The organism is Pseudomonas sp. DTU12.1 (genome assembly GCF_009873475.1).
GTDB classification, from domain to species: Bacteria; Pseudomonadota; Gammaproteobacteria; order Pseudomonadales; family Pseudomonadaceae; genus Aquipseudomonas; species Aquipseudomonas proteolytica.
The window spans coordinates 5,803,527-5,819,969 of the sequence record NZ_CP045254.1; the positions used below are offsets into that span (position 1 = coordinate 5,803,527).

Here is a 16,443-nt window from a genome sequence, read left to right on the forward strand (position 1 = left end):
CCGCCCGTTCCGGAGCCCGCATGACCCAGGATCAACTCAAACAGGCAGTGGCCCAGGCCGCCGTCGATTTAATCCTTCCTAAACTCGACGATAAAAGCATCGTCGGTGTTGGCACCGGCTCCACCGCCAATTGCTTTATCGACGCGCTGGCCCTGCACAAGGGCGCGTTCGACGGCGCCGTGGCCAGTTCCGAAGCCACCGCCGCGCGCCTCAAGGGCCATGGCATTCCGGTGTACGAGCTCAATACCGTGAGCGACCTGGAGTTCTACATCGACGGCGCCGATGAAAGCGACGAGCACCTGAACCTGATCAAGGGCGGCGGCGCAGCCCTGACCCGCGAGAAAATCGTCGCGGCCGTGGCCAAGACCTTTATCTGCATCGCCGACGCCAGCAAACTGGTGCCGGTGCTGGGCAACTTCCCGCTGCCAGTCGAAGTGATCCCCATGGCCCGCAGCCACGTGGCCCGCGAGCTGGTAAAACTGGGCGGCGACCCGGTGTACCGCGAAGGCGTGCTGACCGACAACGGCAACATCATCCTCGATGTGTTCAACATGCAGATCACCAACCCGGTGGAGCTGGAGACCCAGATCAATGCGATCGTCGGCGTGGTCACCAACGGGTTGTTCGCCGCGCGCCCTGCGGATGTGCTGCTGCTGGGGACCAGTGAAGGCGTGAAAACCCTCAAGGCCTAAGTACACGCAGAACCCCTGTGGGAGCGGGCTTGCTCGCGAATGCGGCGTGCCAGTCACCGAACTTGCTGGCTGACACACCGCATTCGCGAGCAAGCACGCTCCCACATTTTTGACCGCGCTCCGTTCGATGGGCATGTAACAAAAACGCTACTTTTCGCAGCAGCCTCTCCCCCGCCCGCCCCAATTTGTGCGCCAAGTCACGGCATCCCCTGCCGCATCTGGTATCAAATCCGTTACAACTTATAGCCAGGCGACCCCCACTTCCAACAACGCGCCAATTCGCGACCGCCCCACGGAATGAGGCGCGCATTGTGCAATCGGTCCCGCCGAGCAACTCCCTCAACCTCTTCAAGGAAGACCTTGTGATCAAGCCCCTAGCCCTCGCTGTCAGCGTTGCCTGTGCCCTGCTGTCGACTCAATCCAATGCCTACGATTACGGCGAGCACGCCAATATCACCCTGGAAAAGCTGATCACCGACTACCCCGGCCGCTACCGAGGCACGGCCAACTTCGCCGGCGCCGCCGACTGGATGCAGAGCCAGATGGGCAGCGCCTATAACATCAGCCGCCAGGACTTCACTTGGAATAGCGGCAGCCGCGCTTCGCAGAACGTGGTGGCCTATGCCGCCGGCACCAAACCGCAATACGTGGTGATTGGCGCGCACTTCGATACCTATTTTGGCCGCCCGACCCTGCAAGGCCTGGACGACAACGGCTCCGGCGCCAGTGTGCTGACCGAAGTGGCGAAGAACCTTGGCGGCCTGCAACTGGAAAACGGCTTGCAGATCGTCGGCTTCGGCGCCGAAGAGGAAGGCCTGCGCGGCTCCCGGGCATTTGTCGATTCGCTGAGCGCCAGCCAGCGCGCCAATATGCTGGCCATGATCAACCTCGACAGCCTGATCACCGGCGACATGATGTACGCCCACGCCGGCCAGAACAGCACCGCCAACCCGGCCCTGGCATCGTTGCGCGAACACACGTTCCAGATCGCCAAGGAATTGAACATCAACCTGTTCACCAACCCCGGCCTGGACGCGCAATACCCCGCCGGCACCGGTTGCTGCAGTGATGGCGAAGCCTTCGAGGCGCTGAATATCCCGATCCTGTATATCGAAGCCACCAACTGGGAACTGGGCGACCTGGACGGCTACACCCAGACCGACAACCCAGCGATCCCCGGCGGCTCGACCTGGCACGACCCCAACGAAGACAACAAGACCGTCCTGACCAATGCTTTCGGCCAGGAACGCATCGACCAGCGCCTGCGCGATTATTCGCGCCTGCTCAGCCGCCTGGTGCTGGAGCTGACCAATGCCGACTTGATGGCCTCCACCACCTCGGGCGGCGCGGTTGCGCGCAATATGCAGGACAACCTGCAGCGCCAGCACCAGGCCATGGTGCGTTTGCACGATCGCCGCTGGCTGACGTTGCAATCGGCCAGCCGTGAAGTGGGCACCTTCGATGGCGAGATCGGCGTGGACGGCGAGTACAACCCGGACAGTGGCTTCGACACCGCTCCCAACCCCGAAGCGCGACGCCTGGGCCTGCATGCCCTGGGCGACTATCAACTGAGCAGCAGCTTGAACATCGGCGCCAGCCTCAGCTACCTCAACGGTCGCGACAAACTCGAGCACCGTGGCAAGCTGGAAAGCGACACCTGGCAAGCCGCAGTCTATGCCTTGTTGAACGATGGCGGCCCGACCTGGCTGGCCGGCGACCTGAGCGTGGGCCACAGCAGCTTTGACTCAAAACGTAACCTGGTGATCCAGGCCAATGGCGGCCCCGTGTTGCTTGACCAGCAACTGACTGGCGAGACCGATGCCTTGTCCCTGGGTGCCCGGTTGCTCGGCGGCTATGACTTCGACCTGGGTGCGATCAAGACCGGACCGTTTGCCGGCCTGGATTACAGCCACTCGCGTATCGACAAGTTCCACGAGAAGCAGAACCTGCGCACGGCCCTTGAATATGAAGAGCAGTCTTTCGATTCCCTGGAAGCCAGCCTCGGTTGGCGCATGCGTGGTGCTGTGGCCCTGCCTTACGGCCTGAGCCTGATGCCCTACGGCGATATCGCCTGGGTCAAGGAGCTGGCCGACGGCCGCCTGGACGACCTGGACCTGACTGCACGAGCTGATGGCCAGGTGCGCACTGCGCGCCTGGGTTCAGTAGACAAGAGTTTTGGCCGCGCACAGGTCGGCAGCCAATTGGCGATCACCCCGCAGCTTGGGGTGTACGCCGAAGTGAACGGGCGCCTGGGCCATGCCGAAGGCAGCCAGACCGGCTATTCCCTGGGCGTACAGTGGATGTTCTGATCCTTGCAGGAGCGAGCTTGCTCGCGCCTACATTGGGTCGGTTTTTTTCTTGAACACGTAGAACAAGTTCGGCTCACTGACCAAATACAGCGTGCCATCGTCATCCATGGCGATGCCCTCGGCCTGGGGCACGCGCTTCTTCAGGCCATGGCGCCCCTTGAGCAATGACAGACTGCTCAAGGGGCGACCGTCGATATCCAATTCCAACACCAGGTACGACTCATCGGACAGCGCCAGCAAGTGGCCGCTGCGCTCATCGTATTGCAAGCTGGACAGGTCCCGCACAAACAGCCCGGCATCGCGCCGTGGGTTGTTGACGACATGGACCGAGTAGGTCTTTTCGGGTTTGAAATGGGGAAACCCATGCACTTCGTAGATCAACATCGGGTCCCGCTCCTTGGCGACAAACAGGCGCTTGCCCACCGAGTCATAGGCCAGCCCTTCAAACCCTTTATTGCCCTTGAGGTGCACACCCAGGGTCATCTGCTCGGCATCGGCCGCGTCGAGGAACTGCGTGTCGTCCTCCAGATGTATCTTGATCAAGCGCTGTTGGCGTTCATCGCTGACCACATAGGTGTTCTCGCTGATGAACTCCACCGCTTCGGCATCGCCAAAGCCCACCAGGTTGATACGCCGCAAGATCTTGCCGTCCAGGGACAGTTCGACCAGTTCGGCGTTTTGGTTGGTCACGGTAAACAGGCTCTTGCGCACCGGATCGAAGGTCAATGCCGAGACGTCATCGTCCAGGCCGTCGATCACCTGGGCTTCCAGCACCACGTGATAATCCGCCAGGCCAATGGATCGTTCGTCCACCGGCTGGCGCCAAGCCTGCCAGTTGAACCAGGCACGCTCGAATAAACGAAACTGCTGGGCGACCACGCCCACAGCAACCAGGGCGATCAACAACAGGATAAACAGGGCGGGTTTGGGGCGGGCAAATCGGCGCATGGGGGCTGGCTCAAAGTCAAAACTGGCAAATGAATATCACAGCCATCTGAATTTAAACTTAAACGCAGCTCAGTGTCTGGGGAATGCCGCTCATAGAGAAGAATCCGACGTATCAGTCGGCTATTTCTGCTTTTCGAAGCGGTAGAACAGATTGGGCTCGCTGACCATGTACAGCGTGCCGTTTTCATCCATGGTCACGCCTTCGGCGCGGGGGATGGTGTTTTTCAGGCCATTGAAGCCGCCAAGCACCGTCATGAAGCTGACTTGCTTGCCTTCTTCGTCCAGCTCCAGCAACAAATGGGAGTCGGCGGACAGTACCAACAGGTGGCCGGTACGCGGATCGACGCTCAGGGCCGAGAGGTTGCGAATATCCAACTCGGAGCTGGGCAGTTTCTGCTTGTTGCCAGCCAGGACCTGGCCGCCGTCGCTGTGCCAGGTGAACAACTGCGCTGGCCGTTCGATACCCAACACCAGTTGTTGATTGCGCTTGTCCCAGGTGATGGCCTCGAATGCCTTGTTCTGGTTTTCGGAGGGCCCCAGGTCGTAGCTGGGGAAGTCAGCGAAGGCCAGTTGGCGCGTGTCGGCATCGACCTTGACCAGCGTCATGTTGTGCCTGCGCTCATCAACGATGGCCAGCACGCCGTTTTCCATGACCGTCACGCCTTCCGGGTTGCTCCAGCCCACCAGGGGGATCTTGCGCAACACATCGCCCTGCAGGCTCAACTCCACCAGGAACGGGTTGCGGCCCATGACCGCGTACAGGGTCTTGGTCCTGGGGTCGTAGGCCAGATCCGACGCTTCGTCCTTTTCCATGCCGGGCAAGGGCTTGGCGTCAATCACCGTCTGGTAATCCGGAAGCCAGACACTCTCCCGACGCTCCATGGGGCTTTCAAACCGCTCCAACACCCATAACGCGCCCCGGTCGTCCCAGTGCATCAACCAGGAAATCCCATACATGACGGCCCCGACCAGCAACAGCCAGGAGTACCAACGCATATTCAGGCGCGGGCGCGGAGCGGGTTTCACAGAAGGGAGAGGTACGGCCATGGAGGCATTCCAGATAATCGGCTGTAGGTGATAGCCCAGGCTTAGACCGCCTGCGTGCCATATGGCCGAGGATTATCCAGATGGCGTGTGAAAAAAATGCAAAGCGCCGATTTGCGCAGTACGCACAAATAATCTGTGTACGAGCTTGTGTGGGAGCCGGGCTTGCCCGCGGTGCAAGCACTGTGGTGTATCAGGCACACCGCGGTGATGCTATCGCAGGCAAGCCAGCTCCCACACAAGCCGGCACCTACAGAGGGATGGGGTTAGCGTACGGAGCTTTCGAAGCGGCTCACGCCGGGCAATTCCAGCACCAGTTCATCACCCACTTCCAGCGGGCCCACGCCCACAGGCGTACCGGTCAGGATCACATCACCGGCCTGCAGCGAGAAGCAGCCGGCCATGTGCTGGATCATCGGCACGATCGGGTTGAGCATCTGCGCACTGTTGCCGTCCTGGCGCACCTGGCCATTGATGGTCAGGCGAATACCGATATCGGTCAGGTCCGGGAAGGTGCTGCCCACCACGAACGGCGCAATGACTGCCGCACCGTCGAAGGACTTGGCAATTTCCCACGGCAGGCCCTTGGCCTTGAGCTCGGACTGCTTGTCGCGCAGGGTCAGGTCCAGGGCCGGGGCGAAGCCGGAGATGGCGTCCAGCACTTCTTCACGGCTCGGGGTTTTCGACAAGGGCTTGCCGATCAGCACCGCAATTTCCGCTTCGTAGTGCACCGACCCACGGTCGGCTGGAATGGCAAAACCGCCTTCCAATGGCACCACGCAACTGCCCGGCTTGATAAACAGCAGGGGCTCGGTCGGCACCGGGTTATCCAATTCCTTGGCGTGTTCGGCGTAGTTGCGCCCGATGCAGACCACTTTGCCCAGCGGAAAGTGGATATTGGTGCCGTCGACGTACTTGTGCTGATAGCTCATGGACCGCTTCCTCTTTCGTGATGGTTAAACAGCGAAGATCTTGCCCGGGTTCATGATCCCGTTCGGGTCAAACACGGCCTTCACTGCCTTCATATATTCGATTTCAACCGGGGAGCGGCTGTAGGTCAGGTAGTCACGCTTGGTCATGCCCACGCCATGTTCGGCGGAGATCGAACCGTTGTACTTCTCGACGGTTTCAAACACCCACTTGTTGACGGTGGCGCACTTGGCGAAGAACTCGTCCTTGGACAGGTTTTCCGGCTTGAGGATGTTCAAGTGCAGGTTGCCATCGCCGATGTGGCCGAACCAGACGATTTCGAAGTCGGGGTAGTGTTCGCCGACGATCGCGTCTATTTCCTTCAAGAACGCCGGCACTTTCGACACGGTGACCGAAATGTCGTTCTTGTATGGCGTCCAGTGGGAGATGGTCTCGGAGATGTACTCGCGCAGCTTCCACAGGTTGTGCAGTTGGGTTTCGCTCTGGCTCATCACGCCATCCAGCACCCAGCCCTGCTCGACACAGTGCTCAAAGGTTTCCAGGGCGTGGTTGGCGACTTCTTCGGTGGTGGCTTCAAATTCCAGCAGGGCATAGAACGGGCAATCGGTCTCGAACGGCGCCGGCACATCGCCACGGCCGAGGACTTTGGCCAGGGCCTTGTCGGAGAAAAACTCAAAGGCCGTCAGATCCAGCTTGCTCTGGAACGCATGCAACACCGGCATGATGGAGTCGAAGTCAGTGGTGCCAAGCACCATGGCGGTGAGGTTTTTCGGCGCACGGTCCAGGCGCATGGTGGCTTCGACCACAAAGCCCAGGGTGCCTTCAGCACCGATAAACAGCTGGCGCATGTCGTAGCCGGTGGCGTTCTTGATCAGGTCGCGGTTGAGCTCCAGCACATCACCCTTGCCGGTGACGACCTTCATGCCGGCCACCCAATTGCGGGTCATGCCGTAGCGAATGACCTTGATCCCGCCGGCATTGGTGCCGATATTGCCGCCAATCTGGCTGGAACCGGACGAAGCGAAGTCCACCGGGTAATACAGGCCGTTTTCTTCGGCGACGTTCTGCAATTGCTTGGTGACCACGCCCGGCTGGCACACGGCGGTGCGGTCGGTGAGGTTCACGTCGAGGATCTGGTTCATGTAGTCGAACGACACCACCACTTCGCCATTCGCGGCAACGGCCGCCGCCGACAAGCCGGTACGCCCACCGGATGGCACCAGCGCCACCTTGTGTTCATTGGCCCAACGGACAATGGCCTGTACCTGCTCAATGGTCTTGGGGAAGACGATAGCAGTCGGCGCGGGGGCGAAATGCTTGGTCCAATCCTTGCCGTAAGCCTCCAGGGAGTCTGCATCGGTCAGCACTTTGCCGGGCTCAACCAGGGTCTTTAGCTCATCAATCAGGGCAGGATGGGTCATCGACAGAACTCTCGAACAATTCATGGTCATCCTGAGAACGCTTCACGTCGCAGGAATGAGTGTTTAGCGGGGCGCGTATGCTAGCATACCGCCCCCGCAGGACAGAGCCCAAGGGCGTTTCTGCGGTGACGGCTTTCCTGCCGTCCGGGTCAGCTTAAGCGATCCGATTCCCTGCCATTTTTCTCCGGGATACAGGTTTACGCAGATGAGCAAGACTTCTCTCGATAAGAGCAAGATCAAGTTCCTTCTTCTGGAAGGCGTCCACCCATCGGCCGTCGACGTCCTAAAGGCCGCCGGGTACACCAGCATTGAGTACATCACCAGTTCTCTGCCGGAATCCCAGCTCAAGGAAAAGATCGCCGACGCGCACTTTATCGGCATTCGCTCCCGCACCCAGCTGACCGAAGAAATCTTCGACCACGCCAAGAAGCTGGTAGCTGTCGGCTGTTTCTGCATCGGCACCAACCAGGTTGACCTCAATGCAGCGCGCGAGCGCGGTATCGCAGTGTTCAACGCCCCGTACTCCAACACCCGTTCCGTGGCGGAGCTGGTATTGGCCGAGGCCATCCTGTTGCTGCGCGGCATCCCTGAGAAGAACGCTTCCTGCCACCGTGGCGGCTGGATCAAAAGCGCGGCCAACTCCTTCGAAATCCGCGGCAAGAAGCTGGGTATCGTCGGTTACGGTTCGATCGGCACGCAATTGTCGGTACTGGCCGAAGGCCTGGGCATGCAGGTGTTCTTCTATGACACCCTGACCAAGCTGCCATTGGGCAACGCCACCCAGGTGTCGAGCCTGACCGAGCTGCTGGGCATGTCCGATATCGTGACCCTGCACGTGCCGGAAACCGCTGAGACCCAGTGGATGATCGGCGAAAAGGAAATCCGCGCCATCAAGAAGGGCGGGATCCTGATCAACGCCGCTCGCGGCACCGTGGTCGAGCTGGATGCCCTGGCCGACGCGATCAAGGACAAGCACCTGATCGGCGCCGCCATCGACGTGTTCCCGGTGGAGCCGCGCTCCAACGACGACATTTTCGAAAGCCCGCTGCGTGGCCTGGACAACGTGATCCTGACCCCGCACATCGGCGGTTCCACCGCTGAAGCCCAGGCCAACATCGGTCTGGAAGTAGCGGAAAAGCTGGTCAAGTACAGCGACAACGGTACGTCGGTGTCCTCGGTCAACTTCCCGGAAGTGGCCCTGCCGGCTCACCCTGGCAAGCACCGCCTGCTGCACATCCACCAGAACATCCCGGGTGTGATGATGGAGATCAACAAGGTCTTCGCGGAAAACGGCATCAACATCTCCGGTCAGTTCCTGCAGACCAACGAGAAGGTTGGCTACGTGGTAATCGACGTCGACGCCGAGTACTCGGACCTGGCGCAAGAGAAGCTGCAGCACATCAGCGGTACTATCCGTAGCCGCGTGTTGTTCTAAGGTTTCAGACGCACCACGAAGAAGGGAGCCCTCTGAGGGCTCCCTTTTTTTCGTCTGAACAAATCTTACTTGACGGTAACGGTGATCACTTTTGAAGCTACAGTAGGTTCAAACTGACGGTGAACGTTATCGCCCGCCACCAGTTGCAGGGTGTGCTTGCCTGGGGCCAGGGTCAGTTCAGTCTTGGTTTGTGCCTTGCCGAAATGGATCACGGTATCGGTGGCGGGAATCGGCTGGCTTGGGTCGGGCAACTCCTTCTGATCAACCAGCAAGTGGTGATGGCCGGCACCCGGGACTTGCTTGTCGATAGGTTCCAGGTCCATGCCCTTGATGCCAAACTCAACGGTGAAGGTCTTGTCGACGGTAGCGCCATCCTTAGGCGAGACAATAAACACTTCAGCACCCTTGGGCGCAGGTGTACGTGGGACATCGGCGGCTGACGCCAGCATGGAAGCCCCCAGCAGCAGGCTGGCCAGGGTTGCACGAGACAAAATGGCTTTCATTAACTTCTCCAGTTTTTCTGTGAAATCTGTAGGGTTATGACAACTTAGTGACGAAACGTTGTCCAAGGCACTCGACACCATAGCAAAGCGAGCCTGAACCGCGTCTCGCACCTTCGAATTCTTTAGGAGTGACCATGCGTTTTTTGCCTGGCCTGTTACTTGTGCTGCCTTTTTTGAGCCCCTTGGCTCACGCCGAACTGTTTGACGACGTGTTTGACCGTGGGGAACTGCGCATTGCCCTGGAGGCCGACACGCCGCCCTTCAACTTCAAGGAAGGCGACAAACTCACCGGTTTTGAAGTGGAACTGGGTGAGTTGCTGGCTCGGGAAATGGACGTACGCGCCTCCTTTATCACCACCGACGAAGCAGACTTGCTGCCCGGCGTGGAAAGCGGCAAGTACGACGTGGCGATCAACCACATCGCTGTGACTGCGCAATTGCGCGATCGTTTCGATTTCAGCGCGCCATATAGCTATGCCAATGCCCAGATGCTTGCCAACAAGCAGCAGAAACCCCTGTTGAGTGGCCTGAATACCCTCACCAGCAGTCAATTTGCCGCCAAGCCCACCGAGGGCGTGGATCTGCGCAGCCGTGTCGATGCCAAGGCCACGTTGACCCTGGCCATCCCCTTCCAGAAGGGCAACCCGGCGTTCAAATCGAGCCTGGACATGGCGTTGGAACGGATCAAGGCCGATGGGCGGCTGACGGCGCTGTCGGAGAAGTGGTTCGAGGCTGACACCAGCAAACCCACCAAATAACCAATGTGGGGCCAGGTTTGTGTGGGAGCGGGCTTGCTCGCGAAAGCGGTGTGTCAGTCAACAAATCTGGCACTGATAAACCGCATTCGCGAGCAAGCCCGCTCCCACAAAAGGCTGGTCCTACATGGGATTTAAGCGGGGTTTGAGAGCTGGTCCAGGGCTACCACCGCCTCGGCCAACTCCAACTCGCTGAACACCTGCACCCCATGGCGCTTGAGCAACGCTGCCGTCACCCCTTCACCCGTGACTTTCACCCCACTGAACGTGCCGTCATAAGTCAGCAGGTTGCCGCATGACGGGCTGTTGGCCTTGAGCACCGCGATACGGATGCCGTGGCGCTGCACCAGAGCCAGGGCCTGGCGCGCCCCATCCAGGAAGGCTTCGCTGAAGTCCTGGCCATCGGCGGTCAACACTTGGGCGCGGCCTTCCCACACATCCATCCCCTGCCCGCCCGGAATCTCGGCGGATGGGCGTGGCGTAGGCAGGCCGCCAGCGACCTCTGGGCACACCGCAACCACTCGCCCTTCGGCCTGCCAGGCGGCCAGTTGGTCGAACGGCCCGCTGGCCCCACCGTCATAACGCACGCGATGCCCCAGCAGGCAGCGGCTGACCAGAATCTTTTGCATGCTCAAAACGGCTCGTTGCCCCGCCGGCGAAACCAGCCCGTCAGCGACAGGCGCTCGCGGTGGGCGGGCAGGACTTCATGGGGCACTTCCCCCGACAGGAACACCACCAGGCAACCGCCGGTGGGGTCCACATCGTGTTCAATGCCATCCTTGAGGTACATGCGCAACTGGCCGCCGTGCTCGGGCAGCCAGTCCTGGTTCAGGTAGACCACCGCCGAGACCATCCGCCGGTCATCATCGCGAAAACGGTCAAGGTGCTTGAGGTAGAACGCTCCCGGCGGGTACATGGCGAAGTGGCATTCAAACTCTTCCAGCCCCAGGAACAGCCCCCGGTTCATCGCCAGCCGCAGGCTATCCATCAACACCAGGTAGCGGTCGCAGATAGCCGCCTGGCCGGGCTCCAGCCATTGGATATGATCGCCACGAATCCCCTCGCGAATCTCCTGGGCCGGTCCGCGTCCGACAGCGGCCGGTGCCAATTCACCTTCAGCGGCACGTTTATGGCACTCAGCCGCCAGTTCCAGGGTCAGAGCCTCTGGCAGGAAGATGTTCTGCTGCGACCAGCCTTTCACGGCCAGGTCGTCGACGATGCGTAGCAGCAGCGGGTCATCAGGGGATATTTGCATGGCGCGCATAGTATCCATACGCCTGGCAAACCGACAGCGCCGCCTAGCGCCTAAATACACTTTAGTCAGGCGATTGATAGGACTTCTCGACAAATCCTACGCCCGACACGGACAATAGTGGCCGACTGACAGGAGTCCCTATGCGTCGTTTGTTTTTATCCTTGCTGATGTTCTGCGTGTTGCCCGCCTGGGCAGACAGCCATGACCAGTTGTACGCGGTCGCCGGCTGGCCGGAACAACGTGCGCATTTTAATGACGCCTTGAGTGCCGCCCAGCAGCGCTACCGCAACAGCTTGCCGCCGGCGGTGTACCAGGCGCTGGTGGACAACAGCAATAAACGCTTCGCCCCCAAGGCCATGGATCAGCGCGCCGAAGCCCAGTTGCGCCAGAACCTGGCCGATCCAAAACCCGCGCTGGCGTTTTTCCAGTCGCCGCTGGGGCGCAAGATTGTCGCCGCCGAGTTGCTGGCGACCCGCCGCGACCAATTGGCCAAGAACGCCCAGGGCTTGCCGCAGATCCAGGCCGACGCCACCCGTAGCCTGATCATCGGCCACCTGGCCCAGGCGTTGCCCGCCCGCGAAGCCGGGGCCGAGGTCAGCCTGGCGATTGCCGGCGTGGCAGCAGACAGCCTGAGCCAGATGATCCCCGGCCTGTTGGGCGGCGGTCAGGCGCAAGGCATGCTCAACGGCCAGCGCGAGCGGTTGATGCAGCAGATCGGCAATGACCTGAACAACACCTTGCTGTACGTGTATCGGGACCTGTCAGACCCGGAGCTGGAAGAGTTCGCCACGTTTGCCGAATCGCCGGAAGGCAAGGCGTATTATCAAGCGGCGCTGGCAGCGATCCGCGCCGGCCTGGCGGTTGGCCAAAGCACCTCCAGCCTGGCCCCCTGACGCCCCTCCCCCTGTAGGAGCGAGCTTGCTCGCGAAGAACGTCAACGATAACGCGTGCTGCCTGGTTAGACGCGGCGTCCTTGAGTTCTTCGCGAGCAAGCTCGCTCCTACAGGGGGGAGGGTTATTTCAGGTGATCGGTGAGGAACTTGAAGTATTGCTCGCGGATTTCAGGCAGCTCATTGGCCATGTGATGCCGCCCACGCGGCACCATCAGGACCTGCGGCTGATCGAACTTGCCGCGTAGCACCTGCAAGTTGTGCTGCCAATCCACCGTCATATCCTCCTCGCCCTGCACGATCAGTGGCCGCCGCGTGCTGCGCGGGGCGGCTTCGATGCGCTTGATCCAGCGCGCCAGCGCACCCACCCAAGCGGTAGGCAGTTGCCGGGGCTGCAAGGGGTCGGCTTCGAGGAACGGACGAAACGCCGGGTCGTTGCTGTTATCGCTGAAGCGCCGGGCGATGCCTTTGACGAACGGCTTGAGCAGGTAATAACTGAGCTGCGACCAGCCCCAGGCTCGCGGCCGCACCAGCGGCGACAACAGGAAGGTCTGGCCTTGCGCCGGGCTGTCCGGGCCATGGTGGAGCAGATGGTCCACCACAATCGCCCCGCCGGTGCTTTGCCCGAACAGATGCCAGGGCTTGGGCAGTTGCAGCGCGTCGGCCTGTTCGAACAAGCCGTTCACCACCTGCTGGTACACCGCGAAATCATCGATGCTGGCCCGCGCGCCACTGGACAGGCCATGGCCCGGCAAGTCGCAGGCAATCACCACGAAGCCCTGGTCCAGACCCCACTCCACCACGCTGCGGTACAGCCCCATGTGGTCGTAGAAACCGTGGAACATAAACAGTGTGGCCACCGGTTTCGCCGGCCACCAGACCTGGCTGACCACCGCGAACCCGTCCACCTCGAAGCGCCCCAGGCGACTGATCACAGGCTCTTTGCGCGCAGCCAGGTCCAGCCCATAGAAGCGCTGGTAGACCCTGGCCTCGGCCGAAAGCGGTTGCGCGTCCACCAGGGGCCGCAAGCTTTCGCGCAGATGATCGGGGTCAAAGGTAACGGGCATAAGAACTTCCAGACTAGGGCTTCACAGCATTGAACAGATGAATATCGAGTCGCGATATTCATCTGTCAGGGCAAGCATGGCAAGCTACGCCACCGTCGAGGATTGTTCTGAATGCGAAAACCCTACCGCACTGCCCTGCTCGCCAGCCTGATCATGCTGATCTGCGCCGCCGTGCTGTGGGCCGCGTATGACTGGTTCCAGGGTCGCTATCTGCGGGCATTCAGCGAGCATACGGCGGTGTTTTCCGGCGACCTGCTGCGCCTGCCGGACGACCTGGCAGGCCCCGGCCCGATCCGCCTGGTGCACTTCTGGGACCCGGCCTGCCCGTGCAATGTCGGCAACCAACAGCACCTGAGTGAACTGATCGAGCAATACGCGCCCCAGGGCGTGGAATTCTATGCCCTGCAAAAAACCGGCAGCCACGGCCAATTGCCCGCAACCCTTGGCGCCATGAAAATCCTCACCACCTTGCCCGGCGCCGACCAAGTGCCCGCCAGCCCGGCGGTGGGCATCTGGGACAGCAATGGCAAACTGGCGTACTTCGGCCCTTACAGTGAGGGCCTGACCTGTAATTCGAGCAACAGCTTTATCGAACCGATCCTGCAGGCGCTCAAGAGCGGGCGGGCGGTGAATGCGACCCACACCCTGGCGGTGGGCTGCTATTGTTCCTGGCCACAAGGCTAAAAGTCCCACTTCTAATAATAAGGATTGTTCATGAAGCGCGTCTTGTCGGGTCTCGCGGCCCTGCTGGTGTTGATCGCCCTCGGGGCCGGCTGGTATGTCTACAGCAAGCAACCCACCCGCCAGGGCACGGTGGAGCTGGCCAACCTGCAGGGCTCGGTCACGGTGCGCTACGACGACCGGGGCGTGCCGCACATCCGCGCCGAGAACGAGGCCGACCTGTATCGCGCCCTGGGTTATGTGCACGCCCAGGACCGTCTGTTCCAGATGGAGATCATGCGGCGCTTGGCCCAAGGCGAGTTGGCCGAAGTGCTCGGCGTCAAGTTGCTGGATACCGACAAACTGTTCCGCAGCCTGCGCATCCGCGAGCGCGCCACGACCTATGCAGCGCAGATGGACCGCCAGTCGCCGCACTGGAAGGCCCTGCAAGCCTATCTGGACGGGATCAACCAGTATCAGGACAGCCACGCCAGCCCCATGGAGTTCGACGTGCTGGGCATCCCCAAGCGGCCATTCACCGCCGAAGACACCATCAGCATCGCTGGCTACCTGGCCTACAGCTTTGCCGCAGCCTTTCGGACCGAGCCGTTGCTGACTTATGTGCGCGACCAACTGGGCAGCGACTACCTGAAGGTGTTTGACCTCGACTGGAAGCCCAAGGGCGACCTCGGCCTGGCCGCCGCCGACTGGCAAGGCCTGAGTGCCATCGCCCGCCTCAGCGAGCAGGCCCTGGCCGACAACGGCCTGCCGCAGTTCGAGGGCAGCAACGCCTGGGCCATCAGTGGCAACCGTACCAAGAGCGGCAAGCCGTTGCTGGCGGGCGACCCGCATATCCGCTTCTCGGTGCCGTCGGTGTGGTACGAGGCGCACTTGTCGGCGCCCGGCTTCGAACTCTACGGTTATCACAACGCTCTGGTCCCGGTGGCGTTCCTGGGCCACAACAAAGCGTTTGGCTGGAGCCTGACGATGTTCCAGAACGATGACCTCGACCTGATCGCCGAGAAGGTCAACCCGGACAACCCCAACCAGGTGCGCTACCACGACCAGTGGGTCGACATGACCACCAGCGAGCAACAGATCGCGGTCAAGGGCCAGGCACCGGTGACGCTGACGCTACGCCAGTCGCCCCACGGCCCGATCATCAACGACGTGCTCGGCGCCAATGCCGGCACCACGCCGATTGCCATGTGGTGGGCGTTCCTCGACACCGAAAACCCGATCCTCGACGGGTTCTACCAACTCAACCGCGCCGACACCCTGGCCAAGGCCCGTCAGGCCGTGGCCAAGGTACATGCACCGGGGCTGAATATCGTGTGGGCCAATGCCAAGGGCGATATCGGCTGGTGGGCCGCAGCGCAGCTGCCGATCCGCCCGGCCGGGGCCAATGCCGGGTTTATCCTCGACGGCAGCACGTCTCAGGCTGACAAGCTGGGCTTCTACCCGTTCAGCGCCAACCCCCAGGAAGAAAACCCGGCGCGGGGTTATGTGGTCTCGGCCAATGCCCAGCCGGTATCGCCTACTGGCATGCAGATCCCCGGCTATTACAACCTGGCGGACCGCGGCCAACAGTTGAACGCGCAGTTGAGCGACAACCAGGTCAAATGGGACCTGGACAACAGCCAGGCCCTGCAGCTGGGCACCACTACCGCCTACGGGCCCCGCCTGTTGGCGCCGCTGTTGCCGGTGCTGCGTGAGGTGGTCAAGGAGCCGTCCGAGCTCAAACTGGTGGAGCAGTTGGCAGGATGGAAAGGTGATTACCCGGTGGAGTCGATCCCGGCCACGTTGTTCAACCAGTTGCTGTATGACCTGACGGACGCCGCCTTCCGCCCCAAGCTGGGCGACGACATGTTCAAGACCCTGATCACCACCCGCGTGGTCGACGCCGCCCTGCCACGCCTGGCCGCCGCCGCCGATTCGCCGTGGTGGAACGGGCAGCGTGCCGAGACGGTCAAGCGCGCCTGGGACAAGAGCCTGGCCCACCTGAAAACCACCTTCGGCGACGACCCGGCGCAATGGCAATGGGGCAAGGCCCATACCCTGACCCATGGCCATCCGCTGGGCATCAAGAAGCCGCTGGACCAAATCGTCAATGTCGGCCCGTTTGCCTCACCGGGCAGCCACGAAGTGCCGAACAACCTGTCCGCAATCATTGGCCCGGCGCCATGGCCGGTGACTTATGGCCCGTCCACCCGACGCCTGGTCGACTTCGCCGACGCCGCCCACGCCCTGACCATCAACCCGGTGGGACAGAGCGGCGTGCCGTTCGACAAGCACTATGCCGACCAGGCCGAGACCTACATCGAAGGCGGGTACGAGCAGGCGCATTTTGATGAAGAGGAAGTCCAGGCCAATACTCGCGGCACCCTCAAGCTATTGCCGGCCCGCCCCCCACAACAGCCCTGACGAAACACGGCTTAAAAAATGTGGGAGGGGCGGTGCGACGATTCGACTTGCTCGCGAATGCGTAGTGTCAGTCACCACATGTATAGACTGATCCACCGCATTCGCGAGCA

The 16,443-nt window shown here is 61.3% G+C and carries 15 protein-coding genes; 7 read left to right on the forward strand and 8 right to left on the reverse strand.

Annotated elements, in window-relative coordinates:
- Positions 1–20 precede the first annotated feature (20 nt).
- Positions 21–692: a ribose-5-phosphate isomerase RpiA gene (gene rpiA / locus GDV60_RS25850; protein WP_029289406.1), complete on the forward strand. Its 672-nt coding sequence runs from the start codon at positions 21–23 to the stop codon at positions 690–692.
- 362 nt (positions 693–1,054) lie between these two features.
- On the forward strand, positions 1,055–3,001 hold the full coding sequence (locus tag GDV60_RS25855) for an autotransporter domain-containing protein (protein WP_159909098.1): 1,947 nt from the start codon (positions 1,055–1,057) through the stop codon (positions 2,999–3,001).
- Between the two features lie 27 nt (positions 3,002–3,028).
- Here the strand turns inward: GDV60_RS25855 and GDV60_RS25860 are convergent, their stop codons facing one another.
- From GDV60_RS25860 to GDV60_RS25875, 4 genes are all read right to left on the reverse strand, one after another.
- On the reverse strand, positions 3,029–3,949 hold the full coding sequence (locus GDV60_RS25860) for an SdiA-regulated domain-containing protein (RefSeq protein WP_159909100.1): 921 nt from the start codon (positions 3,947–3,949) through the stop codon (positions 3,029–3,031).
- A gap of 120 nt (positions 3,950–4,069) precedes the next feature.
- Entirely contained in the window at positions 4,070–4,996 is a 927-nt protein-coding gene (locus GDV60_RS25865; RefSeq protein ID WP_070993996.1) for an SdiA-regulated domain-containing protein, read from the reverse strand.
- Positions 4,997–5,259: 263 nt separating this feature from the next.
- Positions 5,260–5,925, reverse strand: coding sequence for a fumarylacetoacetate hydrolase family protein (locus tag GDV60_RS25870; protein WP_029289416.1), 666 nt, complete (start codon positions 5,923–5,925; stop codon positions 5,260–5,262).
- A 24-nt stretch (positions 5,926–5,949) separates the two neighbouring features.
- Complete coding sequence (locus tag GDV60_RS25875; protein ID WP_029289417.1) at positions 5,950–7,344, reverse strand: FAD-binding oxidoreductase; 1,395 nt, start codon at positions 7,342–7,344, stop codon at positions 5,950–5,952.
- Positions 7,345–7,549: 205 nt separating this feature from the next.
- Here GDV60_RS25875 and serA point away from each other — a divergent pair, with 205 nt between their 5' ends.
- Positions 7,550–8,779 carry a phosphoglycerate dehydrogenase gene (gene serA, locus GDV60_RS25880; protein ID WP_029289418.1) on the forward strand — a complete coding sequence of 410 codons (1,230 nt, stop codon included), beginning with the start codon at positions 7,550–7,552 and terminating at the stop codon, positions 8,777–8,779.
- 65 nt (positions 8,780–8,844) lie between these two features.
- Here the strand turns inward: serA and GDV60_RS25885 are convergent, their stop codons facing one another.
- On the reverse strand, positions 8,845–9,282 hold the full coding sequence (locus tag GDV60_RS25885; RefSeq protein WP_029289419.1) for a DUF4399 domain-containing protein: 438 nt from the start codon (positions 9,280–9,282) through the stop codon (positions 8,845–8,847).
- A gap of 134 nt (positions 9,283–9,416) precedes the next feature.
- Here GDV60_RS25885 and GDV60_RS25890 point away from each other — a divergent pair, with 134 nt between their 5' ends.
- Positions 9,417–10,040, forward strand: coding sequence for a transporter substrate-binding domain-containing protein (locus GDV60_RS25890; RefSeq protein ID WP_133715276.1), 624 nt, complete (start codon positions 9,417–9,419; stop codon positions 10,038–10,040).
- 131 nt (positions 10,041–10,171) lie between these two features.
- Here the strand turns inward: GDV60_RS25890 and GDV60_RS25895 are convergent, their stop codons facing one another.
- Positions 10,172–10,666 (reverse strand): DUF523 domain-containing protein, encoded by a 495-nt coding sequence (locus tag GDV60_RS25895; RefSeq protein WP_159909102.1) that lies wholly within the window; start codon positions 10,664–10,666, stop codon positions 10,172–10,174.
- Between the two features lie 2 nt (positions 10,667–10,668).
- Positions 10,669–11,301, reverse strand: coding sequence for a 2OG-Fe(II) oxygenase (locus GDV60_RS25900; protein ID WP_070993998.1), 633 nt, complete (start codon positions 11,299–11,301; stop codon positions 10,669–10,671).
- Between the two features lie 131 nt (positions 11,302–11,432).
- Between GDV60_RS25900 and GDV60_RS25905 the strand changes: the two genes are divergently transcribed.
- The gene (locus tag GDV60_RS25905; RefSeq protein WP_029289427.1) at positions 11,433–12,185 is read left to right on the forward strand and encodes a DUF2059 domain-containing protein; all 753 of its coding nucleotides are present in this window, start codon (positions 11,433–11,435) and stop codon (positions 12,183–12,185) included.
- Positions 12,186–12,307: 122 nt separating this feature from the next.
- On the opposite strand, the gene GDV60_RS25910 is transcribed toward GDV60_RS25905, so the two are convergent.
- Entirely contained in the window at positions 12,308–13,249 is a 942-nt protein-coding gene (locus GDV60_RS25910; RefSeq protein WP_159909104.1) for an alpha/beta hydrolase, read from the reverse strand.
- Positions 13,250–13,360: 111 nt separating this feature from the next.
- Between GDV60_RS25910 and GDV60_RS25915 the strand changes: the two genes are divergently transcribed.
- Together GDV60_RS25915 and GDV60_RS25920 are read left to right on the forward strand one after the other, a co-directional pair.
- Positions 13,361–13,933, forward strand: a complete 573-nt coding sequence (locus tag GDV60_RS25915; protein ID WP_070994000.1) for a DUF6436 domain-containing protein — start codon at positions 13,361–13,363, stop codon at positions 13,931–13,933.
- A 30-nt stretch (positions 13,934–13,963) separates the two neighbouring features.
- Positions 13,964–16,333 (forward strand): penicillin acylase family protein, encoded by a 2,370-nt coding sequence (locus GDV60_RS25920; protein WP_159909106.1) that lies wholly within the window; start codon positions 13,964–13,966, stop codon positions 16,331–16,333.
- Positions 16,334–16,443 lie beyond the last annotated feature (110 nt).